Source organism: Paenibacillus sp. HGH0039 (genome assembly GCF_000411255.1).
Classification (GTDB): Bacteria; Bacillota; Bacilli; order Paenibacillales; family NBRC-103111; genus Paenibacillus_F.
The window spans coordinates 315,392-337,335 of the sequence record NZ_KE150412.1; the positions used below are offsets into that span (position 1 = coordinate 315,392).

The 21,944-nt window shown below is 51.9% G+C and carries 17 protein-coding genes and 1 pseudogene; 3 read left to right on the plus strand and 15 right to left on the minus strand.

What is annotated here, in order from left to right; genetic code table 11:
• Window positions 1-7 precede the first annotated feature (7 nt).
• From HMPREF1207_RS01145 to HMPREF1207_RS01175, 7 genes are read right to left on the minus strand one after another with little or no spacing between them, the layout of a single operon-like run.
• Window positions 8-1,351 carry an alpha/beta hydrolase gene (locus HMPREF1207_RS01145; RefSeq protein WP_009674631.1) on the minus strand — a complete coding sequence of 448 codons (1,344 nt, stop codon included), beginning with the start codon at window positions 1,349-1,351 and terminating at the stop codon, window positions 8-10.
• Window positions 1,348-2,706: an alpha/beta hydrolase gene (locus tag HMPREF1207_RS01150; protein WP_009674622.1), complete on the minus strand. Its 1,359-nt coding sequence runs from the start codon at window positions 2,704-2,706 to the stop codon at window positions 1,348-1,350. The genes HMPREF1207_RS01145 and HMPREF1207_RS01150 overlap by 4 nt, the downstream gene beginning before the upstream one ends.
• A 26-nt stretch (window positions 2,707-2,732) precedes the next feature.
• Window positions 2,733-3,647, minus strand: a complete 915-nt coding sequence (locus HMPREF1207_RS01155; RefSeq protein WP_009674645.1) for a LacI family DNA-binding transcriptional regulator — start codon at window positions 3,645-3,647, stop codon at window positions 2,733-2,735.
• 32 nt (window positions 3,648-3,679) lie between these two features.
• Window positions 3,680-5,518: a glycoside hydrolase family 13 protein gene (locus HMPREF1207_RS01160; protein WP_009674628.1), complete on the minus strand. Its 1,839-nt coding sequence runs from the start codon at window positions 5,516-5,518 to the stop codon at window positions 3,680-3,682.
• Between the two features lie 38 nt (window positions 5,519-5,556).
• The gene (locus tag HMPREF1207_RS01165; RefSeq protein ID WP_009674641.1) at window positions 5,557-6,390 is read right to left on the minus strand and encodes a sugar ABC transporter permease; all 834 of its coding nucleotides are present in this window, start codon (window positions 6,388-6,390) and stop codon (window positions 5,557-5,559) included.
• A gap of 18 nt (window positions 6,391-6,408) precedes the next feature.
• Window positions 6,409-7,707 carry a carbohydrate ABC transporter permease gene (locus tag HMPREF1207_RS01170; protein ID WP_009674636.1) on the minus strand — a complete coding sequence of 433 codons (1,299 nt, stop codon included), beginning with the start codon at window positions 7,705-7,707 and terminating at the stop codon, window positions 6,409-6,411.
• A 36-nt stretch (window positions 7,708-7,743) separates the two neighbouring features.
• Entirely contained in the window at window positions 7,744-9,030 is a 1,287-nt protein-coding gene (locus tag HMPREF1207_RS01175) for a sugar ABC transporter substrate-binding protein (protein WP_009674635.1), read from the minus strand.
• Window positions 9,031-9,438: 408 nt separating this feature from the next.
• Between HMPREF1207_RS01175 and HMPREF1207_RS01180 the strand changes: the two genes are divergently transcribed.
• Entirely contained in the window at window positions 9,439-9,837 is a 399-nt protein-coding gene (locus HMPREF1207_RS01180; RefSeq protein ID WP_009674637.1) for a RidA family protein, read from the plus strand.
• Window positions 9,838-10,054: 217 nt separating this feature from the next.
• Here the strand turns inward: HMPREF1207_RS01180 and HMPREF1207_RS01185 are convergent, their stop codons facing one another.
• The 3 genes from HMPREF1207_RS01185 to HMPREF1207_RS01195 form a co-directional block, all read right to left on the minus strand.
• Window positions 10,055-11,782: an ABC transporter ATP-binding protein gene (locus HMPREF1207_RS01185; RefSeq protein WP_231391993.1), complete on the minus strand. Its 1,728-nt coding sequence runs from the start codon at window positions 11,780-11,782 to the stop codon at window positions 10,055-10,057.
• Window positions 11,783-12,175: 393 nt separating this feature from the next.
• Window positions 12,176-13,204, minus strand: coding sequence for a response regulator transcription factor (locus tag HMPREF1207_RS01190; RefSeq protein ID WP_009674639.1), 1,029 nt, complete (start codon window positions 13,202-13,204; stop codon window positions 12,176-12,178).
• A 184-nt stretch (window positions 13,205-13,388) separates the two neighbouring features.
• Window positions 13,389-14,729, minus strand: coding sequence for an ABC transporter substrate-binding protein (locus HMPREF1207_RS01195; protein WP_009674633.1), 1,341 nt, complete (start codon window positions 14,727-14,729; stop codon window positions 13,389-13,391).
• 684 nt (window positions 14,730-15,413) lie between these two features.
• Here HMPREF1207_RS01195 and HMPREF1207_RS01200 point away from each other — a divergent pair.
• Both HMPREF1207_RS01200 and HMPREF1207_RS01205 read left to right on the plus strand, forming a co-directional pair.
• Window positions 15,414-15,857 carry an OsmC family protein gene (locus HMPREF1207_RS01200; RefSeq protein ID WP_036739767.1) on the plus strand — a complete coding sequence of 148 codons (444 nt, stop codon included), beginning with the start codon at window positions 15,414-15,416 and terminating at the stop codon, window positions 15,855-15,857.
• A gap of 70 nt (window positions 15,858-15,927) precedes the next feature.
• Window positions 15,928-16,269 (plus strand): annotated as a pseudogene (locus tag HMPREF1207_RS01205) (Rpn family recombination-promoting nuclease/putative transposase); the annotation flags it as partial.
• Window positions 16,270-16,534: 265 nt separating this feature from the next.
• Here HMPREF1207_RS01205 and HMPREF1207_RS01210 read toward each other — a convergent pair.
• The 5 genes from HMPREF1207_RS01210 to HMPREF1207_RS01230 all read right to left on the minus strand — a co-directional run bounded on the left by HMPREF1207_RS01210 (window position 16,535) and on the right by HMPREF1207_RS01230 (window position 21,923).
• Window positions 16,535-17,686 (minus strand): TolB family protein, encoded by a 1,152-nt coding sequence (locus HMPREF1207_RS01210; RefSeq protein WP_009674624.1) that lies wholly within the window; start codon window positions 17,684-17,686, stop codon window positions 16,535-16,537.
• Complete coding sequence (locus tag HMPREF1207_RS01215) at window positions 17,683-19,149, minus strand: sensor histidine kinase (protein ID WP_009674649.1); 1,467 nt, start codon at window positions 19,147-19,149, stop codon at window positions 17,683-17,685. The genes HMPREF1207_RS01210 and HMPREF1207_RS01215 overlap by 4 nt, the downstream gene beginning before the upstream one ends.
• A gap of 4 nt (window positions 19,150-19,153) precedes the next feature.
• The gene (locus HMPREF1207_RS01220) at window positions 19,154-19,873 is read right to left on the minus strand and encodes a response regulator transcription factor (RefSeq protein ID WP_009674621.1); all 720 of its coding nucleotides are present in this window, start codon (window positions 19,871-19,873) and stop codon (window positions 19,154-19,156) included.
• 197 nt (window positions 19,874-20,070) lie between these two features.
• Window positions 20,071-21,291, minus strand: a complete 1,221-nt coding sequence (locus HMPREF1207_RS01225; RefSeq protein ID WP_016423381.1) for an MFS transporter — start codon at window positions 21,289-21,291, stop codon at window positions 20,071-20,073.
• Window positions 21,292-21,362: 71 nt separating this feature from the next.
• A complete protein-coding gene (locus HMPREF1207_RS01230) occupies window positions 21,363-21,923 on the minus strand; it encodes a MarR family winged helix-turn-helix transcriptional regulator (RefSeq protein ID WP_009674648.1) in 561 nt (186 codons plus the stop codon).
• Window positions 21,924-21,944: the final 21 nt, after the last annotated feature.

Below are 21,944 nucleotides of genomic sequence, written 5' to 3' on the forward strand. Positions count from 1 at the left end.
TCTTCCCTTACCGAGGACTCTTCCAACTGTGTACCGTTAGTTCCAGCCGGCCGTCAGCTTCTGCCTTGTAAAAGCGCGTAACCGCCTGTCCGGCCTGATCCGCTTCCACGGCTCCGTCCCCCCGGCTGATCCGGTACTCAAAAGCCGCATAAAGCGGAACGGTGAGTCGTGCGGAATATACGGCGGGTTCGCCCGCTTCTCTGCGAAGCGGAATCCAGCTGTACAAGGCCGCGGTTTCCGGCGTATCCGCAGGCACGTGCACAAGCAGCTCAAGCGTGACATGCTCCTTGAGCTCTCCGGCGACACGGATCGGCCGTGTTGCGGACAGGCCGCCGTAACTCACCTTAACGGCGGTCTCCCCTTCACGCCCGGGCACCAGGGTGCCGTCTTCACGCACCTCCAGAATCGTCCCGTCTTCGGCCGCGTAATCCGCCCTTAGCAGCGACATTTTAAACCCGCTGTCAAATTCCGCGATCGGATTCAGACGTATTCCCGGTCCCCGGATACCTGCGATTCCTTCTCCCTCCAGGCTGAGCTTGGCGGGAGTTCCTTTTTTCCCGAACATATGAAGAAGCGGAGACGCCACTCTCGCGGCCCAGTCCTTTTCCGAATGAGTGCCGGTCGGGTCCAGATAATAAACGAGCTCGTCATCCGGTTTATAGCCCAGCCGCAGAAGGCTTTCCGTCGCTTCCCGCACATGCTTTTCCAGAATCAGCGTGCCCTCGCAGCTCCCCAAATCGATCCAGATCCGGGATAACGGGACTTTATCCGTCCAGGTATGATACTGACGCGCTTCCTCCAAAGTTACGGGATCGACGCAGTAAAAATAGGGCGACAGGATGGCCAGCTTCCCGAACAGGTCCGGGCGGCGCATGCCGATATGGTAGGTCACTTGACCTCCCCGGGACGATCCCATCATGGCCGTGTGCTCCGGCCCTTTTTTCGTGCGGAACAGCGAATCGATATACGGCATCAATTCATCGGTGATGAACTGTTCGTAAAGCTGCCCTTTCGGCCGAATTTCCACTTTGTCGCTCAAATAATCTACGCCTTCCAGCTCGTGAGTGAATTCATCCGACCGCTGCATGCCCATATTCGCGATGCCGACCACGATGATTTCTTCCATCAGACCGTTTTGAACGAGCCGGTCTACCGTTTCATGAAGGTTCCACGAATAGCCGTTGAAGGCAGGATGAAAAATATTTTGTCCGTCATGTACGTACAATACCGGATAACGCCTGCCGCTCTCTTCGCTGTAACCGGGCGGAAGATAAACGAACAGATCGCGGCGGTTGTTCAGAAAGGCCGAATAAAACTGTTCGATTTTCAACAAACTCGACAGACTCTTCATCCGTTTGCCGCCTCCTTTGCTTCCGTTACTGGCGGAACGTCAACCCAGTGTTCCACTTTGTAAGATAGCTCCAGCCCCTCGCGGGCCGTAAATTTGCGGTAAGGTATTTCCTTTCCGCTTGCGTACGTTTCGTGCTTGCCGAGGCCGCGCGAAATGCGGAACTCGAAGGAAATACCCCGCGGCACTTGGAACGTGCCTCCGTAGAGCCTTTCTCCGATCATCGGCAATTCGATGCCCGCATAGAGCGTATCCGTCTTCGGCGTGCAGACCGGCACTTCGACGAACATCGTAACGCTGACCGTATCGGAAAGATGCGGAACCACGGTCAAGTCCAGACTCGCCGTGAGCCCCTGCCCGTTGTAGCGGACGGTGACGCTTCCTTCCCGCTTAGGAAGGAGCCTGCCTTCGGCCGTCACCTCGACGATACCCGGGTCCGTTACTTCATAGTCCGCGTCCAGATCGGTCATCATAAAGCCGCTGTCATAATGAACGACAGGATTAAGCGCGCAGGACGGACCCTGCAGACCGATTCTTTCCGGGCCGTGAAGATCTAGGCGTACAGGAGTTCCGATTTCGCCGAAAAAATACAGAAGAGGCGCATGGACCCTGGCCGCCCAGTCTTTCTGGGAATGGCCCGAGCCGACGGCGAAATAGTACATGAAATCGCCGCCCGGCTTGTAGCCCGCGTCCATCAGCGTATCCGCCACTTGTCTCACATGCTTCTCCATAACCGTGAAGCCTTCCGCGTCCCCGACATCCATCCATATTTTCAGCGGTTTTTTATCCGTATAGACGCAGCTCAGCCACCGGTCTTCCATCGTGGCCGGATCTACGCTTACGAAGAAAGGGCACAACGCTCCGATCATGCCGAACGTTTCCGGCTGCCGGAAGCCGATGTTGTAAGATACAAGTCCTCCGGCGGACGAACCCATCAGAGCGGTATGTTCTTTCTCCGTCAAGGTCCGGTAGGTGGAATCGATGAACGGTTTCACTTCACGGACGAGAAACGTTTCGTATAATTCGCCTTGATTCGTGGTGTTAAAAATGTTGTGGCCGTCCGGATTGGCGTGCATATATTCGGCGATGCGCGCGTCCTCCACATGCGAAACGGCGACGACGATGATTTCTCTCATCCTGCCCTGCGCAGTCAGCTCGTCGACGGTGAGATGAACATCCCAGGACTCGCCCTTCCGGTCTTTGAAAAAAACATGCTGGCCGTCCTGCATATACAGGACGGGATACCTTTTCCGGTCGTCCGAGTGATAGCTTGGCGGCAAATACACATAAATCGTCCGCTCGTTTTTCAAGGTATGAGAATAAAAAGGATTGATTTCAATTAACCGCGATGAACTCACCGTGAACTCTCCTTTGAAACGGATCGTTACGGAGTGCCAGACAAGTAGTAAAATTTTTCAGGATCTACATAGTCCGCATCTTGAATGTAACGATCCATTTTATGAACTATTTCCTGATAGTCATTCAAATCGAACGTAATCCTCCCTACCGTACCGGGAAGGACCTGCGGACAATGGCACGTGCATACGGCGGCAATGCGGGTCGTTTTTTTCAGCACTTCAAGCGCCAGAAATTCGTTGATCACGATCCCCGGCTTGCCTTCAAAACGCGCCAGAAATTCGTTCAGCTGTTCCGGACTGTCATACGTGCAAATCCGTTCATCCTCCAATCCGGACTGTTCCCGAATGAAACCGGCAAGCTTCGCGTTGTTGTAAGCATCCGTGACCAGAAACTCCGGCCGCCCGCCAAGTGCAGCCTCGCAAGCCCGGAAGCTTTGCGCGAAATCCGGAATGATTTTGTGAAACAGCGAATCGTCGATATAACTGTCGATGACAAAAACGGGTATACCGAAACCGAAATAATTCGAGATCGTGCCGAACCGTTCCTGATCCGCATTAAGAAGGAAAACGCCGTCCAAATTCCGCTCCATGATCATTTTGTAATCCGAAAGCTGGCTTCGGACCTGCATAAAAATGATATGGTATCCGAGTTGTCCGCAAATCTGTTCGATTTTGCTTACCGTTTTGGCATATTTAAAATCGGACCAGTACTGGTCTTCGTGCTCCTGAAACAGCAAAATGCCGATCAGGCCCGTTTTTTTGATTTTTAACGATTGCGCGGTCCGGTTCGCCACGTATTTAAGCTGCCGGGCGGCTTTCATCACCTTGACGCGCGTTTCGTCCGAGATGGACTGGGTCTTCACATCGTTCAAAATATACGAAACGGTGGCAATGGAGACGCCCGCCGCTTTGGCTATATCTTTGATGGTTGCTTTCTTCATCCTAATCGCTCCTACTTAAACGTTTAGGTTGATTAAAGCATATCCCCTTGTCCGGTGTCAAACCGCCCCAGGGGCACCGATGCGACCAGCCAGCCGAACGGAGGCAGCGCTGCCGAAAGGCCGTTCTCGGTCCGGACAAACGACCCCTGGCCGAGAATCACTTCGGCTTCGGGCAGGATGCGGCTGCCTCTCTCCCGGCCCGGCAGAGGCCCGCTTTGCCCATTCGCGGCGGACGAGACAGGTTCCGGCTCGAAAACGTGGCAGGACGCCTCCCGGTTGCTGTTGTTCACGCAGATGTAAAGCTCCTCCTCCGCGTTCTTTCTCAGCACGATAAGCTGATCCTTCTCCGCGTAAACAAACCGGAAAGTGCCTTCACTCAAAGCGCGGCGTGTCCGCCGCAGCTCGATCAGCATGCGGTAAAACGCGAGGAGGCCGTGATTTTGCCGGGCCGTATCCCACTGCATCGGCTTCCGGCAATCGGGGTCAGGTCCGCCCTGCATTCCGATTTCGTCCCCGTAATAAATGCAGGGAGTTCCGGGGAGCGTGAACTGGAGCAGAACCGCCAGCTTCGCTTTCGCCTCGTCCGGTATCCGGGTCAGAAGCCGCGGGGTGTCGTGGCTGCCCAGGATGTTGAAGGCCGCCTCGTTCACCTGCTGCGGATAGGAAGCGAGCAGGCGGTTTATCCGGCTGCCAAGCTCCCGGGCATCGATTTCGCCCTTGGCGAAATAGTCGAGAATGGCGTCGGTGGCGGGATAGTTCATGACCGCGTCGAACTGGTCCCCCTGAAGCCACGGCATCGCATCGTGCCAGATTTCGCCCAGGATGTAGAAATCGGGCTTCAGCGCTTTCAACTTCTTGCGGAATTCCCGCCAGAACTCGTGATCGACTTCGTTGGCCACGTCCAGCCTCCAGCCGTCGATATCGCACTCCCGGACCCAATACTCCGCCACGTCAAGCAGATAGTTTCTGACCTCGGGATTGGCCGTATTGAGCTTTGGCATGTGGGACTCGAACGCGAAGCAGTGATAAGACGGTCTCGGTTCCGTCCGCAGCGGATATTCCTTGATGTGGAACCAGTCCCGGTAAGGAGACTCCGGGCCCTTCTCGCGCACATCCCGGAACGGAGCAAATCCTTCTCCGCTGTGATTGAACACCGCATCGAGGATCACGCGGATGCCTCTTTCGTGGAACGCGGCAACCAGCTTTTTCAGCAGCGCCGTATCCCCGAAAGCCGGATCGACTTTCCTGTAATCGGCCGTATCGTACTTATGGTTCGTCGCCGCTTCGAACAGCGGTGTAAAATAGATCGCGTTTACGCCGAGCGAAGTCAAATAGTCGATGCGGTCGTACACTCCCTGCAGGTCTCCGCCGTAAAAATCGTACGGCCCCGGATCGGAGTCGCTCCACGGGCGGACGCCCGGGGGATCGTTGGCCGGATCTCCGTTCGCGAATCGGTCGGGGAAGATCTGATAGAAGACGGCTTCCTTCACCCAAGCCGGCGGCTTCAGCACCTCTTGCGGCCACAAAAACGGATAATCGAAAAAAGTGAGCGGATCCTGCGATTTTTCCGTGCCGAACCCTTTCTCCGTCAACCATACGACCTCTTCTCCCGAAGTCAGTTTAAAAGCGTATCTCAATCTGTAATGCGGCGGGACAAGCTCTCCTTGCCAGTAGTCGAACAATTGGTCGCTGCCCGTTTTGTACAGCCTTGTTTCAAGAGCAGTCCGCTCCCAATCGTATTTGTCTCCGTGCAGCGCGTGCACCGTGTCAACATCGTCTTTCTTCGTGCGCAGCCGGATATGCACGGTACGCTCGTCGTAGGCATAGCAGTAAGCCTGCCCCGACCGGTGGTCAATCGCTTCCAGTAACATGGTCTGCTCCTTTTTCTCCTAGTATTCCGCTCTATTCTCTATCCTTTGTCCGCCCCTGCCGTAATTCCGTGGATGAGATACTTCTGGAAATACATGTACAGGCAGGTAATCGGAAGAGCCACAAGCACGGCTCCGGCGGCGAACAGTGTAAAGCTCGAATTCGTCTCGGTGGCTACCATGCTGTACAAGCCTTGGGCCAGCGTCATTTTTTCCGAAGACCTCAGTACGATTTGCGGCAAAATAAAATCCATAAACGGCGTGATGAAGCTGTTCAGAGCGACGAAAGTAACCGCCGGCAGCGACAAGGGGAAAATGATTTTAAAAAACGCGTCGGCGTGGCTCCCCCCGTCTATGAATACCGCCTCCTCCAGGCTCTTCGGTATCGTATCGAAATGCCCCTTCATCACCCAGGTTCCCATCGAAACGGAGCCTCCCGCATAAATGAGAATCAAGCCCAGGTGCGTGTCCAGCAGCTTCGTCTGAAGCAGGAGAACAAATAGGGCCATGACGGATAAGAAGCCCGGAAACATTTGCAGGATGAGCAAGGTCATCAATCCCTGCTGCCGGCCCTTGAACCGGAACCGGGAGAAGGCATAGGCCGTCGCGGCCACAAGCGTTGTCGACACGACGGCGTTCACCAGGGCGATCTTGACCGTATTGCGGTACCACAGCACAAAATCCGTCTGCTTGATCAATTCGGCATAGTGGGCGAAAGTGGGATGATCCGGGATCATCCGGCTGACCAGGAGACTCTGCCCCGGATTCAACGAAGTGCCGATCACCCACAGAATCGGGTAAACCGTTGCGACAAGTAGCGCGATAAAAACGAGATAGATCCCCATAACGGTCAGATTGTCTTTAAATTTCCTCATGCAGACCCATTCCTCTTCTCAAAGTGCCTTCATCCGTCTGTAATTCCATAAGGAGAACAGGGCAATGAACACAAACATAATGATGGAGACGGCCGAGGCCATATTGAACTGGCTCTGATTCAGCGTCATTTTGAAAATCCACGAAATCAGGATATCCGTACTTCCGGCGTAATAATAATCGGGATTGTTCGGCTTCCCGTCCGTCAGCAAATAAATCAGATTGAAGTTATTGAAGTTAAACGCAAACTGCATAATAAAAATCGGTGCCGTGGCGAGCTTCACAAGCGGCAGCGTAATTCCGAAAAATTTCTGCGCCGCGGTAGCCCCGTCCACATCCGCCGCTTCGTACAGATCGCGCGGCATCGTCGTCAAGATCCCCGCCATCAGCGCCATCAGAAAAGGAGTCGAGAACCACAGATTCACGAGCAGAATCGACGCTTTGGCCATCGTCGGATCGGACAGCCAGGACACCGGCGGCAAGCCGAGGCTGGCCAGAAACCCGTTGACGGGACCGAACGAGCCGTTGAGCAGCACGCGGAACACCAGAATCGAAATGAATTGCGGTACGGCCCAGGGAAGCATAAAGGCGGTTCTCCAGAACTTTTTGAAGCGGATACGCGGGTGATTGATCATCATCGCCAGAAGGAGTCCGCTAAAAAAGACCGTTATCGTGGAGGCCGCCGCCCAGACGATATTCCACAGCGAAATGCCGAGGAAGGTCGACCGCCACGCTTTCTGGGCGAACAGGTCGTAAAAGGTCCGGAGTCCGGTCCAATCGACCAGCGAACGGTCCGGAATATGGCCGGGCGCCGAATAGTTCGTAAACGCGATCATCACGTTAAACACGAGCGGGATCACCGTTACGAAAAGGACAAACACGAACGCGGGCAGCAGAAGCAGGTACGGAAAATGCTTGAACTTCGCCTGCTTCACCGACGCCCGAAATCCGGGAACGGGCTTTCCTCTGTCTCTCAGCTCTCCGTTCTTCCATGCGTCCGCAATGTTCAGGGCGTAGAACCCGATGAACAAAAGCACGATTACGCAGGTCATCACTCCATTGATCATCAGAAAGATGGAATGGTCGCCGGGTACGACTTTGCCCCGGACCACTTTGGTCGGCACGTCACCCAGGCTGATCAGTCCGGCGATTCCCCGCAGGGCCAGCGGGCAGTAGCTCCAGATAAACAGCTGTGCCGAAAGGAGAAACAGAAGCCCTTTGACAATCTGCCTGTTGTAGAGCTGCCCCAGGCCGATGAGTACCGCCGAGCCCGCAGCGGCCCGTATCCGGTGCCGGCGATTGTTTGGATTTACTTGCATACGTCAGACCGCCTAACTTAGGTTTTGATGTTCCGCTTATTTCGTTGTTTTCATCGCGGTTTTGATTTGTTCCACGGCCTTCGTCAAAACGGCGGCCGGGTCCTGGTTCTCGTTCCACAGCGAGGAAATAGCGGTTCCGGCCGGCACCCAGACGTTGCCCATCTCGGGAATCGAAGGCATCGGCACCGAATGCTTCGCCTGCTCCAGGAAAGCGGGCGCATATGGATCGGACGTAAGGACAGGGTCCGTCATGACGTCCTGCCTCGGAGGCAGCTGAGCCGTCATTTTAAACCGCTCGATCAGATGGTCTTTGCTTGTCGCATAGCTTGCGAACAGCTTTGCCGCATCGGGGTACTTCGTGTACGAATTGACGTACAGGGCCCGGATGCCGGAGAAACTTACGGGATGCTCCCCGTTAGGCAGCAGCGGCAGCGGAGCGACGCCGAACTCGAAGTCGGCTTTGGACAAGCTGGAAATAAGCCAAGACCCGTTAATGACGGAGGCTGTTTTTCCCTCCTGGAAAAAGCCCGTGATTATATTGTCGTTGATATCGTGGATATTCAGCGGCAGAATCTTTTTAAGCGATTGCAAATACTTGGCTCCTTCGACCGCTTGCGGGCTGTTCAGCCCGATATCGTTCGGATCGGTGCCTTTGCCGCCGAAAACATAACCTCCGTAGCCGGCAAGGAACGAATACGACTGGTACAGCTGTCCGACGTCCCACATCAGGGCGAACTTTTTGTTCGCCGGATCGTTGTAGGTTTCGGCGAACTTTACGATCTCCTCGTATGTTTTCGGAGCTTGAGGCATCGCTTTTTTATTGTAAAAAAGCGCGTACGTGTCGATGGCCGTCGGAAATCCATAGAGGGCGCCGGAATAGCTGACGCCTTCCAAAGCCGAAGGCAGCAGCTGCTTTTTGTCCTCTTCGCCGAAAGCGTCATTTTCCAGCACAAGGCCGGTCATGACGGCATTGCCGAGCTGGTCGTGCGGCGCGGAGAAGACGTCGGCTCCGATTCCGGCCGGACCGTCGGTGGTCAGCTTTTTCACGGTATCGATGGCCGGGACGGGCTCCACCTTTACGGGAACTCCGTATTCCTTCTCGAAGCTTGCGGCGACGGTTTTTAAATAATCCAGTTCGGGACCCTTCGATTCCCATACGACGAGTTTGGCACCGCTTTCGGGTTTGAGCTCCTTCTGCTGCGCATTTCCTCCGCCCTGTTCCTGCGGCTGCGCGGAAGGCGAAGGCTGATCGTTTCCGCAACCGGTTAAGCCGGTCACGCTCAAGAGAACGGCAATTCCGGCGGAAAATAAGCGTTTGGACATGATGTTTCCCCCTTCATTTGAGTGCTGAATCGTTTAAGTACTGAAACGTTTAAGTAATGCTTAACCACATCATAAAGGGTAGCTTTCCAAGGAGTCAATGATAAAAAATGGTAAATGCGTATGCCCTTATTCATAGGGTGGTCTTCCTTACAACCGTTCAAACATTTTTGACCGTCATAAATTTTGACACCCCCTAAGATTTGGTTTACAATCTATTCAAATTGTTCTCTTCGCATGTATAAGGAAAGGGGTATCCGATCCATGAAGAAAAAGTCTTTGGGGTTTCTGTCCGCCGGTTACGGATACTCTACCGCTGTTTTTTTCTAGAATTCACTTTTATGGGTGAAGTCTGTCCAAAAGTGAGTAGTGAAAACGGCAGGTCATTTATAGAATGCGAGGTCATATAAAATGGAAAACTCCAAAATCATTCGAAAAAATCCGGCAGGTGTATACAGCCCCGTAGGCAACTACACTCACATTACTAAAATTCCAAGAAATGCAGAGCTGTATGTTACTTCCGGTCAAATCGGAGCGGATCCGCACGGTAACATTCCCGATAGCATGAACGAACAAATCCGGAATACGTTCGATAATATCCGAACCGTCTTGCACGCTGAGGAACTATCATCCGAACATATTATTAAAGTCAATATATGGGCTACCCAAAAAATCGACTGGGATTTTCTATATGAAAAATGGGCCGAATTGTTCGGCCTCAATTATCCCGCCATGACGGTCGGCTATATCTCGGAATTAGGATTGCCCGAACTCAAAATTGAAATTGAAATATGGGCGGCTAAAGTCTAACCCCGTTCCCTTCATCTCCCTCACGCAAATGATCATGGCGTGGGGGTTTTTTGTTGATTTTAAGGCCGGACGGACACTTTGCTTCGTAAAAACTTGCGTCAGTCTGAGCTCTCGCCATCTTTCGTCTTACGCCATTCCTCACACCACATCATTAAAATAAAAAGACCGCGGTAATCGCGGTCCTGTAAGTCTGAATCCTGCCGCTTCGCCGGTACTTTCAAGGGAACTGCATCCTGTACAGTTCTTTATACCTTCCGCTTCGGCGAAGAAGAACGTCATGCTTTCCATATTCCACAATTTCTCCATGTTCCAGAACGACAATCTGATCGGCATTCTGAATCGTGGATAGCCGGTGGGCAATGACCAGACAAGTCCGGCCGGGAAGAAGGCGTGACAGCGCCTGCTGGATTTTTTGCTCGGATTCCGTATCCAGGGCTGCCGTCGCTTCATCCAGGATGATCAGACGGGGATCTTTCAGGAAGGCTCTGGCGATAGACAGCCGCTGTTTCTGTCCGCCGGACAGTTTGACGCCTCTTTCCCCTATCGGAGTGTCATAGCCTTGCGGCAAAGCGGTTATAAACTCGTGCGCGTTCGCGGCTCTCGCGGCCGCTTCGATTTGTTCGCCCGATGCGGCAGGCTGTCCGTACGCGATATTTTCGCGGATCGTGCCGTTCAGCAGAATGACTTCCTGCGATACGATTCCCAGTTGGTTTCGGAGAGACTGCTGTGTGACCGCCTTCAGCGGGTAGCCGTCTATGTAGATATCTCCCCGCTGCACGTCGTACATACGGGCGATCAGGTCCGCAATGGTGGATTTACCGGAGCCCGACGAACCGACCAGAGCCGTCGTCTCGTTCCCGCGAAGCTTCAAAAAGAAGCTTTCGAGCACAGGCTGCCCTTCGTCATAAGCGAAATCAACGTCGTAGAAAACGATTTCGCCTTTAACGGGCGGCAGCACAATCGCGCCTTCCTGGTCGCGGACCTCCGGAACCGTATCCAGAATATCCCGGATACGTTCGAAGGCCGCTGCCGATTGCTGGATTTTCGTAACCAGCCTGCTGAAGGAACGGATAGGCGCCTGCAGTAGGCGCAGGTAAGCGAGATACGCGACGACTTCCCCCACAGTCAGGTTACCCTGCATCGTCTGCCAGGCTCCGAACAGAAGAACAAGCGTCATCCCTATATAATTGAGCCAATCGGTCAGCGGTGAGAAGAGCGCCGAAAGCCGCGATGCCGAAACCGCTGCGATCCGGTTCCGGTCGCTCAGCTTCACGAACTGCTTTTCTTCGTTTTCTTCGCTTGCGAAAGATTTGATCATGCGGATACCGGACAGGGTATCCTGCAGGAAGTTGTTCAGCTCGGCGGAGATTTGACGCACCCGTCTATACGCGCTTTTGATCCGCAAGCTGAAAAAACGGGACGATATAAATAAAAAAGGCAGGGGCGCAACCGTCAAAAGCGCCAGCTGCCAATCCACATAAAACAGATAGCCGCATATCGCGACGAAAGTGACAAAATCGGCAAGAATGGATAGGCTCTCGGCTGACACCAGCTCCTGAAGCTGGTTAACGTCTCCGGTCAATCTCGCCATAAGATCCCCTGTCCTGCTGCGGTCAAAAAACTTCACATCCAGCCTTAGCGTATGGGTGTACAGTTTATTGCGCAGCCCGAGAATGGCCTTCTGGCTGACAACGGTCATAACGTAACTTGAAGTAAAATGAAGGAGTCCGAGCACGAGAGCCGTCAGAACAAGCAGCCCGCCCGTTTCCAGCAGGGCGTCTACCTTTTTGCCTGGAATAATGTTGTCGATAACGGTTTTTGTCAGCTGCGGAATGATAAATTCACAGAACGAAATGAACAGGACGGCCAGCGCCCCGGTCAAAAGCAGGCCCCAGTGGGCCTTTGTGTGTACAAACATCTCTTTGAGCATGCCGCGTACGCTCATGATAGAGTGTGACCGGTCCGGCCGGTCTGTTGTCTGCTGCCTTTCTTTCATGGAGATCACGTACTTTCAACTATATTTAATTAGATTATCTAACTATAAAAGCACAATTTTCTTCACCTCTCTTCATCCCGCTCTTTTTTAGTTAGATAATCTAATCACATGTCCAATATAGCTCATTGCTCCGAATATTGCAATTCCTGTCCTGCCGTTCACCGCCCGCTCTCCCGGATGAAGAGACCCGGCAGCCCCGCATCGGACGAGGTCTCCCGGTTTAGTCATCTCCTCTGAATGAATCCTTTCCATGACGCGTTTCCAAGTAAGTTTAAGCGTTTTAATTTAAAAACAGTTATGTGCTCCATAAATTTGAGTTCCGGCTTCTCCCGCTTCCGCCGTTTAAACAAAGCCGCCTTTCCGGTAATCCGAAGGCGTGTAGCCCAGCTCTTTTTTAAAGGCGCGGATCAGGCTCGTTACATCGTTGTAACCGACCTCGCTGGCGATCTGCGGCATCGGCTTGTCGCTTTTAAGCAGCAGCTCTTGAGCCCGTTTCAACCGCAGTTGGGTGCGGTAGGCCATGTAAGAGATCCCGGTTTTCAGTTTGAACAGATAGCTGAAATAAGGAGCGGAATACCCCACGGACGAAGCCAGTTCTTCCAGCGTGATTTCCTTGTTGTAGTGCTGCTGGATATATTTCTGCGCGTTATAGATCATGCGCTGGTTATCCGTATAAGCCGCCAGTTTCACGGCATGCTGCAGAGCTTTGAAATCGCCTATGACCCAGTTCGTCAGCTCGGCGCCGGTTTGTCCGTGATAAGGATGCAGAGAGCACTCGACCTCTCTTTCGAGCTTGGCTGCGGCGCTCTGCAGAAGGATGCGGTGAAAGGCACTGTGCCACTTCAGGCACAGATAAGGGGGCGCCGATTGCAGTGAAGCCAGCCATTTGCGGCCCGTCATCTCCTGAACCGGGCGGTTCTCCTGAAGCACCGCTTCGACCCAGGTATCCGCAAGCCCTCTCCATCTGTCCGAGGTCTCGCCGATGGTATGAACCGTTTCCGGCAGCTCCTCCAGCGTCCTGCGTACGGAAGACAGAAAGCGCTCTTTGCACAGCGGCTTCAAGAGGTAATCTTTCACTCCGCAGACTAGCGCCTCCCTCACATATTCGAATTTATCGTGCTCGGACACGATGATGGCGGGCGTGTACCGGAACTCCCTGGAAAGCTGACGGCACAGCTCCAGGCCGGTCATATAAGGCATGCTTATGTCGGTTACGACAAGATCGGCCCCGTACTCGTGCATCATACGGAGCGCCTCTTTCCCGTCGGAAGCCTCGAAAATGCGCAGAACCGGAAACCTGGAATTCTCCAGCATATAACGCATCAATTTAATCGTCGTTGATTCATCGTCAACCAGTAAGATTGTATACACCTTACGAATCCCCTTTTCTAATGTCGGAGTATCCTGACGGACCCGTTTACAACCGTATCTTAGCGCCATTATAGGCTTCTTCATCCTGCAGAGGCTATCATCAGAAGCTAGAATGAATCATTAAAATGCGGAATAGGGCCCGCTCAGGTCATGAAGCGGAAGATCCGCCCGGCAGTTTCACCGGTTATTCGTTCAGATACGCATTCACACGATCCTGGATCTCCTTGGCCGCTTCTTCCGCCGATTTCTGTCCGGCGAAAAACGATTTGGACTCTATAAGCAGCGCATCCTCGACCATGGAGGTATTCGTAGGGATCGGGTGGCTCAGCCCGGAAATCAGCTGCTTCTGGTACTCGATATCCGCGGGGTTAACGTCCACGGTTCCGCCTTCCTCGGGGCCGTCCTCGATCTTGACTTTGCCGTTCTTCAACATTTGATCCAGCTGCCTGCCGTAAACGTCCTTGTTCAGCGGAAACCCGCCTAACCCTTTGACATCCTGTATGTCATCGGACAGCATAAATTTGATAAACGCCCAGGCTTCCGTTTTCACAGCGGAATTCTCATTAATGCCTAGGGTCTGGTAAGGCAGAAAGAATCCCCCCGGCTTCTGCCCGGCGGCCAGCGGACTCCGATAAAGCTTGGGCTGCTTGTACAAAGCCCGGGGAAAACTGAAAAATTCCTCGGGATTTTGAATGTAGATGCTTTTGAAGGAAGCGTCTGCCGCCTTGTTCGCCATCACGTTCCCGTCGAATAACGCCTTAACCTCGTTAAGCAGCTTGATAAAAGAAACTTGATCGAATTTCGCCTTCCGGTTCGGTTCATCCACAAAGGCCGGATAATCGGCTTTGACCCTCGCATTCAGCAAGCTTGGCGGGCTTGCGGCATAGGCTGCCGGAGAACCGTTTTTTTTCATAGCCTTGGCTGTCTCGGCAAATTCATTCCAGGTCCAGACATTGTCGTCTATGCGGACTCCGGCCTTCTTGACCGCCCCTTCATCCCCGACCATGGTTTCCAATATGAAACGCATCGGCATTCCGTAGAGGGCTCCGTTTATGGAGAGATTGTCCAAGATATTGCCGAAGTACAGGTCTTTATGGAAAGAAGGATCTTGATCCATGAGCCCGCTCAGATTAGCAAGCGCGTTATTACTCGCGTATTTCCCCATTGGCAGCGGGTCCAAAACGAGTACGTCAGGACCTTTGCCGGACAGCATCTCGGTGTTCGTCGATTTGACGAACTTCACCCGATCGCCTTCTTTCCAGTTGTCTTTGGTTTGAACGTACGTAAGCCGAATCTCGACATCCGGATGCTTTTGCTCGAATTTCTTTTTCGCTTCCCTGAACACCTCATCGAGAAAAAGCATCGAAACGACCACGGTCTTTTTACCGTTCTTGTTTTCTCCGCGTGAAGTGCCGCCGGAATCCGGGGCTTGCGTCCGCCCCCCTCCACCGCAGGCAGCGGTCGTCGTAAGAAGCAGCAGGGTCGCGAGCAGCAGGGTCGCGAGCAGCAGAAACATTCTTTTCATTCCGGCATCCTCCCCCATCCACATTTCTTCCGCCGGCGCTAGCGGGTGTTATCTATAGTTATAAACCCGGCTTGTAAAAGAAAGCTCTCTAACTTGTAAACAAAATGTTTCCATTTTGGAAATCCGTGTCTGAACGAAAAACTCCCTGCACGCCGTCGGGGCGGAGACAGGGGATTGTCTTAGTCCATGAGAGAGTTAAACATGCAACAGCTAAAAAAATTGAAGTTCTTGAATGTTGGAATTCAAAGCTTCTTATTTTATCGGAAATCCATTTAACTTCTTTTGATGAAATCATAAAAAGTAATTGATGGCTTTAAATCCATTCTTAATGTTCATTATCTTAAACGATCAACTCGTAAAAGTGCCTCAGAGCCTGGAACCTTTTGCTTCCCATGAATGGCGTATTCAATAGCACGCCTTGTATGCTGTACATGAGGCCACACCGGGGTTTCGCTAGGAGCCACTTCCCACCCATCTTCGTGATCCATGCCATCGAAAGATATCCATCTTTCTAATAGGCGAACTGCTCTGTTTCGATCCATTTAGATGTAATCTCCTCCAGTTATCTTGGAAAGCGGGGTATTGTGCTTTTTGCAGTCATAAATAAAACACGAACTGGACCATAAGGTCGGAATTATATGGTATTGTTATCTTGAATCTATTTAATCCAAAGGAGTGAGTAAAATAGCTACTACAACATTTAAGGCATCAGCACACTTGCAAGAAGGTGTTGTTGTAAAAGTTAGTTCAAGAAATTTTGAGTTTACTATTGACGAACCTAAAAGTCTGGGAGGAACGGACACTGGGATGAATCCAGTTGAAGCGCTCCTAGGTTCGTTAGGTGCCTGTCAGTCAATAGTAGCCCGAGTTTATGCGAAAAAGTTTGATATCAATCTTGAAGACTTTCGAGTTGAGGTGGAAGGGGATCTGGATTTGGATGGGTTCTTTAAAAAATCCGATGTTCGTCCAGGCTATTCTGACATTCGTTATACTTTTTATATCAAAACAGACGCACCCAGAGAACGAGTTGAAGAATTTATTCAATTTTTAGAAGAAACTTGCCCTGTTGGTGATTCAATTGCAAATTTGGTCAATCTCAAATTAAACCGTATTGTAATTGAAAATTAATCTTAAGATAGATTTACTTAACACCCTGTTTGGGTGTTTTTTGTTTCCTGTCTATTCTATAAAATTTGAAAGTGGTGGATTAGTCAATTGGTTACTTTTCTTAAAAGGTGTCGATAAATCCAATTGGGAGGTGCTGACGATGAACGAGCCTGTATTGAAAAAAGCAATGGACACATTGGAATTTCTTAGTCAGGATGCCGAGGCACGCCGATTGTATGAAGACAGGCAAAAGTATCTGCATGATAAAGCTTCTATGATTGAAGAGGCTCTGGCTGAAGGGGAAGCTCGCGGCGAGAAAAGGAAAGCGATCCAGATGGCTTTGGAGCTTCTCAAGCATGGGGTGGATACAGCTGCCATAGCTAAGTCCTCCGGGCTGTCTGAGGAAGAAATCATCGCCTTAAGAAAACAGTGATAAAATGGATAAAAGGACCCGGCGATATGAAAGCTAAAGACGGACTTACTGTTGTCAACGTAAAAGAGTTCGTTGTCCCCGCCCAATTTGCATACTCTAATAAAATGAAATGAAATGAAAATAGGACAAAATTTTCCGTGAAATAAGCACCTCTCCCTCATGCTAGCGCAGCATTTGGAAAGGTGCTTTTCTTGTGTATATCACCACGAATTTGTCCGCGAAGGAGGTACGTTTCTTTGGCGCTCCATATTAGGAGAAGCTGATTCTATTTGAATTCGATCACAAGCGGAGTTTGTTCCGGATTGCCGGTAGCAGGAGCTCTGTCGTAAGACTTCCAGCCCGTTATCAAAATTTTCTTATTATCGGGACTCCAGTCCATTTGGGACAACACAAGACCTTTGTAGACCAATTTCTCCTTGATCATGTTATGGCCCTGCAGCTTTGCGACGTAGAGTGACTCTTCGTCCTTTGCGTAGGCGATCGTTTTATTATCGCCGGACAGGCGGAAAGTGCTGACCCCCGCAGACAGTGCGACCGTATTCTCATCGCGCTCGTCGTAAAGCGTCAGTGTGTTTTTGGCGTCGAGGAAAATAATTTGGCTGTCGTTCACATAATCAAACTGCCGCTCACTGGCCGAATGTTCGAACTTGCGGGTCCATTTATCCTCCGTTACCGCTCCGAGAGTAACATACGAACCATCTTCGCCTATCCGCCCCATCAGGGCCGTGCTGCCGTCGTCCGCAAATTTAACCGAAATCACCGTATATTTGCTATCGCGTTTCAACACCCGTGGAGCGGGCGCCTCGCTGTTTTCCTGCCATCTCGGCAGAGGAATTTCCTGCGATGTCCGGCTATTCATGTCATATACGACAATGGATTCGGTCCCGTACTCTCTGCTTTTTACCGTAAAAGACAAGTACCGGCCGTTGTTGGACCAAGTCATGGCGCTGGTAATCCCTTTCCATTTATCCGGTATCCCGGGGGCGAAGCTTTGCGACGTGTTTAGATCGAGTATATACAAAGTCTCCCCGGTAGAGGACTGGCCCGTATAGGCCATATACTTCCCGTCGGGTGAAGGTTTCCCGGTCTGCGCATCCCCCGCAAGCGGGGTCAAACTCACGGCGGACAAATTCCGGTAATCCACCAGTTGGATATCCAGTTTCGTCTCCTGGTTTTTGTAAGAACCGAGCAGAAGTCGGGAAGACATCCATCCCCATACATCCACCGCCTTGTTTCCGGGCAAGGAGAGTTTGTAAATTTTGTTCGTTTCAAAATCGGTGCTTTCCTCTTCCGTATGCGCGTCTACCGCCGTGTCTCCCATCACGATGGTTTTCGCCTTCGGCAAACCCGCGCAGCCGGCCGGCATAGCTAATGCCGCCAAAAGAAGCGGCAAGCTCAGCATAGATCGTTTTGTCATCCTGCTTCCCCCTCCCCGGCCGCCTCGTAAGGCAATTCGATGAGGACCGCCGTCACCTGTTCGGCGCTCCTTATCCCGATCGTACCGCCGAGCCCGTCTACAATCGCTTTGCTGATGCTCAGACCCAGACCGCTGCTGCCGGCTTCCCCGTCGGCCGGTCCGCTTACCCGGTAGAACGGCTCGAAAATTTTAGCCAATTCTCCGGACGGGATCGTTTCCCCCTCGTTCTTCACGGAAATCCGGACGAATCCCGGCAGTTTCTCGGCTTTGACATGAACCGTGGACGGAGACCGGCCGTATTTGATCGCGTTGTCGATAATATTGATGTAAAGCTGCCTGATTTTAGCCGGGTCCGCGACCAGGGACAGGTTTTCGTCCGCCTCACAATGAATGAATTTGTTGTACTTCTGGGCTTTCAGCAGCATTCCGTCGCATACGTCACGCAGAATATGGCCCGGTTCGATCGTTTCCGCCGCATCCTGTCCGCCGGTTTCCCTGGATAGGGTGAGCAGTTGAAGCACCATTTCGTGCAGCCGTTTGCTTTCACTCACGATATGATTCATTCCTTTGGCAAAAAAAGCTTCGTCCCGGCTGCCTACTTCACGGATAAGCTCGGCGTACCCGATGATTGAAGTAAGAGGCGTTTTCAGTTCGTGCGTGACATGATCGAAAAATTGCTTACGATGCCGGTTCAGTTCTTCCAATCGGTCACGATCCTTCTTGATCCGCTGAATTTGTTTCTTGATCTGCACGATCATATTGCCGAAGTTGTGCGCAAGCTGCCCGATTTCGTCTTTTCTGCGGAAACCGATCTTGATATTCAGGTTGCCGTTCGTTACTTCCGAAGACGCTTTAGTGAGCTTGATGAGGGGAATCGTAATGTTTCTGGACAGCAGATAGGAAAAAACAAACGCCGCAATAAAAATGGCGATCGTCACGGAAGAGAAAACGTCCAGAATGTGTTTTCTTTGTTCGTACAGCAATGAAAAATCTTTGCCGAACCGCAGAATGCCGACTTTCTTGCCTTCGACAATAACCGGATAGGCATAAAACACTTCCGCCTTCTCGTCCGTGTATTGAATCCGGTAGGCTGTTTTTCCGTCCAGCGCATACTGAAGATCGTCCGCATTCGCAGACAAAAACTTCGCTTCGTCCGAAGCAAAGATAAGATCTCCCGCAACCGAATAAGCGCTTGTATGACTGGAGGTGACATGGTTCAGATCCCGGACCATTTCCTCCGCCATCTGCTGGAAGTACATGTCATCCGTGTTGAAATGGTTAATCAGAAACGCCTGTTTGACGTAAATGCTGCTGTTGTTTTTGAGCTGGATCAAGTCTTGGGTAATGATCTTTTCATTACTGGTTTCAATAATCCGGACGACGAAATGATTCAGCAGCAGAAAAGAAACGGAAAAGATCGCGAACAGCCCGATCAGAAATTTGGCTCTGATGGTCGAGAACATGCCGTTAATCCACCTGTTTTTCAAATTTGTATCCCACCCCGAACACCGTCACGATCAGATCGCCCGCTCCCAGTTTTTTGCGCAGCCGCTGAATATGGATGTCCACCGTTCTCGTATCTCCGGTATAATCGTAGCCCCATACGAAATCCAGCAGTTCCGTCCGGGTGAAAATCTTGCCTTTGTACTTGCACAGCGTGAGAAGAAGATCGAATTCTTTCGGTGTCAGATCGACAGCCTCGTCGCCGATTGTGACGATTCTTTCGTGCTCGACGATTTCGATGTCCCTGAACCGGATCACGGCACCCGCCGGCGCTTCCGGCGTTACGTTCGCTTGGCTGACTCTCCTCAGCACCGTCCGGATGCGGACAGCCACCTCGCGCAAATCGAACGGTTTTGTCATATAGTCGTCCGCCCCGTATTCAAGCCCTTGAATCTTGTCGGTAATATCCGATTTGGCCGTAATCATAATGATCGGGATTTTATAGGCGGCCGTGACCTGTCTGCATACTTCGAGCCCGCTCAAATCCGGCAGCATCCAGTCAAGCAGAAGCAGATCGGGCCGCACCTGGCCGATCTTGAGTAAGCCTTCCGCCGCCGAATGGGCGGTGAAAGCCTCAAACCCTTCCCGGTTCAGCCCGTAAGCAAGCAAATCCGCAATAGCCTCTTCATCTTCGATGATCAATAATCTGGTCTTCTCTCTGGTTTTCTCTCTGGTTTTCTCCATACCTTCACTCCGTTCTAGATGAAATCGTAGCACAATCTATGCCGCCGTTACCAGAAGCTTATTTACATTTATTTGCATCCGGCGAACAAAAAAAGGCCACCCGTTCGCTCATACGGACAGATGGCTCCCTTTTCATTTCCCGGTGTTTGTTGAAGGCGCGTTGTTAAAAACCTCCCGGCACAAGCCGATGCGTTCCCTTACCGCGATTTTTTAATTTCCAAAGGCTCCTCCCGGCCAATCAGACAGGCAGCCGCCAAACCTATGCACAAAATGGAAGCGAGCAGAAGGAACGTAACGGGATAGCTGAAGCTTTTCATAAAAGAAAGCGACAACACCGGACCGAAGCTCGTTCCCGCAAACAAAACGAACGTATAGACGGACACCGCTATTCCGCGCAGTTTACCGCCCAACTGGCCGACGAGAGAGACGAGTGAAGGAACCGCCAGCGCGATGCTCGCCACGAATACGAGACTTACCGCAACGAGAACCGGCAGACTGGAGATCAGCCCCATCGAAGCCAATCCGGCTGCCGCCAGCGCCAGAGACCCCCGCAGTGTCATGTGTATTCCGAAGCGTTTCGAGACACGTCCGGCAAACGGCGAAAGAAGCATGGCCGCGATTCCGATGGACCGGACAACCAAAACTCCCTGTTTATCCAGATCGAAGGGAGCTCCGCTTAAATAACTGCCCAGCACCGTATACATGTTCACAAAAGACATGAGCAGAACGAAAGCGACCACATAACTGAGCACGAGCTGCTTACGGACAAAAACTTGCCCGATCTGTCTGATCGGCTCCCAAATATTCGCGTGAGCCTGCTGGGCGCCTCCTTTTGGAAGAAATACATAAACCAGAACCGCAGTCAGCGCGTAAACACCGGCAAGCACATAAAAGACCGCGTTCCATCCGTACTGCTCGCTGATCAGACTGCTGAGCACCTGTCCCACAATTCCGGCTGTCAAAAATCCCGTACTGATAAAACCGATGGTCGTCACGCGTTTTTCCGCCGGATACATTTCCACGGCATAGGCAAGCGCTACCGGAGAAAAAGTGGCTGCCGCCGCTCCTTGAAGTCCTCTGAGAACTACGATCCACGCAAAAGTATGGACAGTGCCCAACAGGAGCGAAATAAGCGTCAGAACAAGAAGACCGGTAAAAATAACCTTCTTTCGCCCGTATTTATCGGACAGAGCGCCATATATGAGGCACCCGAGAGCAAAGCCGATCGAAAACGTGCTTCCCGCAGCGGCCGCCTCTGTCGGCGTTATGTCATACAGCCGGGCAAAAACCGATATCAGGGGAATTGTCACATACAGACTGGACATGACCGCCAGACCGGACCAGCACAAAATCACGGTCATAAGAGAATAGTTTCTGCGCACGACAGAAGCATTCGTAAGTTGGGTTTGATTACTCATACTTTCACCTCAAGTTGATTGGATTTAAAACAGATATATGATTAGATTATCTAACTACATGATCAAAAAAATTATCTGCCGGTTCCGAGCCGTTTTTCTATGCCTCTGTTAAGCTTAACGAGCATCCTATTAAACAGCTCCTGCTCCTCTTTATCCAATTCCTCGACGAGGGACGCGCAGGTGGACCAGAATTCGGGCAGCACCCGCTTAACCAACTCGCTCCCTTCGGGACTAAGCCGGATATGTGTCATTCGCCCGTCTTTGCTGTACGGCTCGCGGATGATCAGGTCTCTCTTGTCGAGCCAGTTCAATAAAGACGTCACTGAGGAGCGGCGTATTCCGAGCCGGTCCGCTATGGAAGAAGGGGTAACGAGCTCTTTGTCTTGATGAAGGGAGATCAGCAGCAGAATATCCATCTTGCTCTCCGTGATGTCATAATCGGACAAATGAATATCCATCACATCCAACACACTGTCCCCCAGCCAGAGCATAAGGAGGCCGGTAAGCGCGGAATCGCGGTCCGTATCGGAATTCGCGGTCCGTTCCAGCAAATCCAGGTAAGGCTTCGTCCCCAGTCTCGGCAGCTGCTGTTCGGTCGAATATTCCTTGGCGGGTTTTCTGTTCACGGTCATGCACCTCCCTTCTCCGTTATC

Bases quoted from the DNA above. Each gene is read 5' to 3' on its own strand.
- HMPREF1207_RS01145 (WP_009674631.1), bottom strand. From the start codon at position 1,351: ATGAAGAGTCTGTCGAGTTTGTTGAAAATCGAACAGTTTTATTCGGCC.
- HMPREF1207_RS01155 (WP_009674645.1), bottom strand. From the start codon at position 3,647: ATGAAGAAAGCAACCATCAAAGATATAGCCAAAGCGGCGGGCGTCTCC.
- HMPREF1207_RS01160 (WP_009674628.1), bottom strand. From the start codon at position 5,518: ATGTTACTGGAAGCGATTGACCACCGGTCGGGGCAGGCTTACTGCTAT.
- HMPREF1207_RS01165 (WP_009674641.1), bottom strand. From the start codon at position 6,390: ATGAGGAAATTTAAAGACAATCTGACCGTTATGGGGATCTATCTCGTT.
- HMPREF1207_RS01170 (WP_009674636.1), bottom strand. From the start codon at position 7,707: ATGCAAGTAAATCCAAACAATCGCCGGCACCGGATACGGGCCGCTGCG.
- HMPREF1207_RS01175 (WP_009674635.1), bottom strand. From the start codon at position 9,030: ATGTCCAAACGCTTATTTTCCGCCGGAATTGCCGTTCTCTTGAGCGTG.
- HMPREF1207_RS01180 (WP_009674637.1), top strand. From the start codon at position 9,439: ATGGAAAACTCCAAAATCATTCGAAAAAATCCGGCAGGTGTATACAGC.
- HMPREF1207_RS01185 (WP_231391993.1), bottom strand. From the start codon at position 11,782: ATGAGCGTACGCGGCATGCTCAAAGAGATGTTTGTACACACAAAGGCC.
- HMPREF1207_RS01195 (WP_009674633.1), bottom strand. From the start codon at position 14,729: ATGAAAAGAATGTTTCTGCTGCTCGCGACCCTGCTGCTCGCGACCCTG.
- HMPREF1207_RS01210 (WP_009674624.1), bottom strand. From the start codon at position 17,686: ATGACAAAACGATCTATGCTGAGCTTGCCGCTTCTTTTGGCGGCATTA.
- HMPREF1207_RS01215 (WP_009674649.1), bottom strand. From the start codon at position 19,149: ATGTTCTCGACCATCAGAGCCAAATTTCTGATCGGGCTGTTCGCGATC.
- HMPREF1207_RS01220 (WP_009674621.1), bottom strand. From the start codon at position 19,873: ATGGAGAAAACCAGAGAGAAAACCAGAGAGAAGACCAGATTATTGATC.
- HMPREF1207_RS01225 (WP_016423381.1), bottom strand. From the start codon at position 21,291: ATGAGTAATCAAACCCAACTTACGAATGCTTCTGTCGTGCGCAGAAAC.
- HMPREF1207_RS01230 (WP_009674648.1), bottom strand. From the start codon at position 21,923: ATGACCGTGAACAGAAAACCCGCCAAGGAATATTCGACCGAACAGCAG.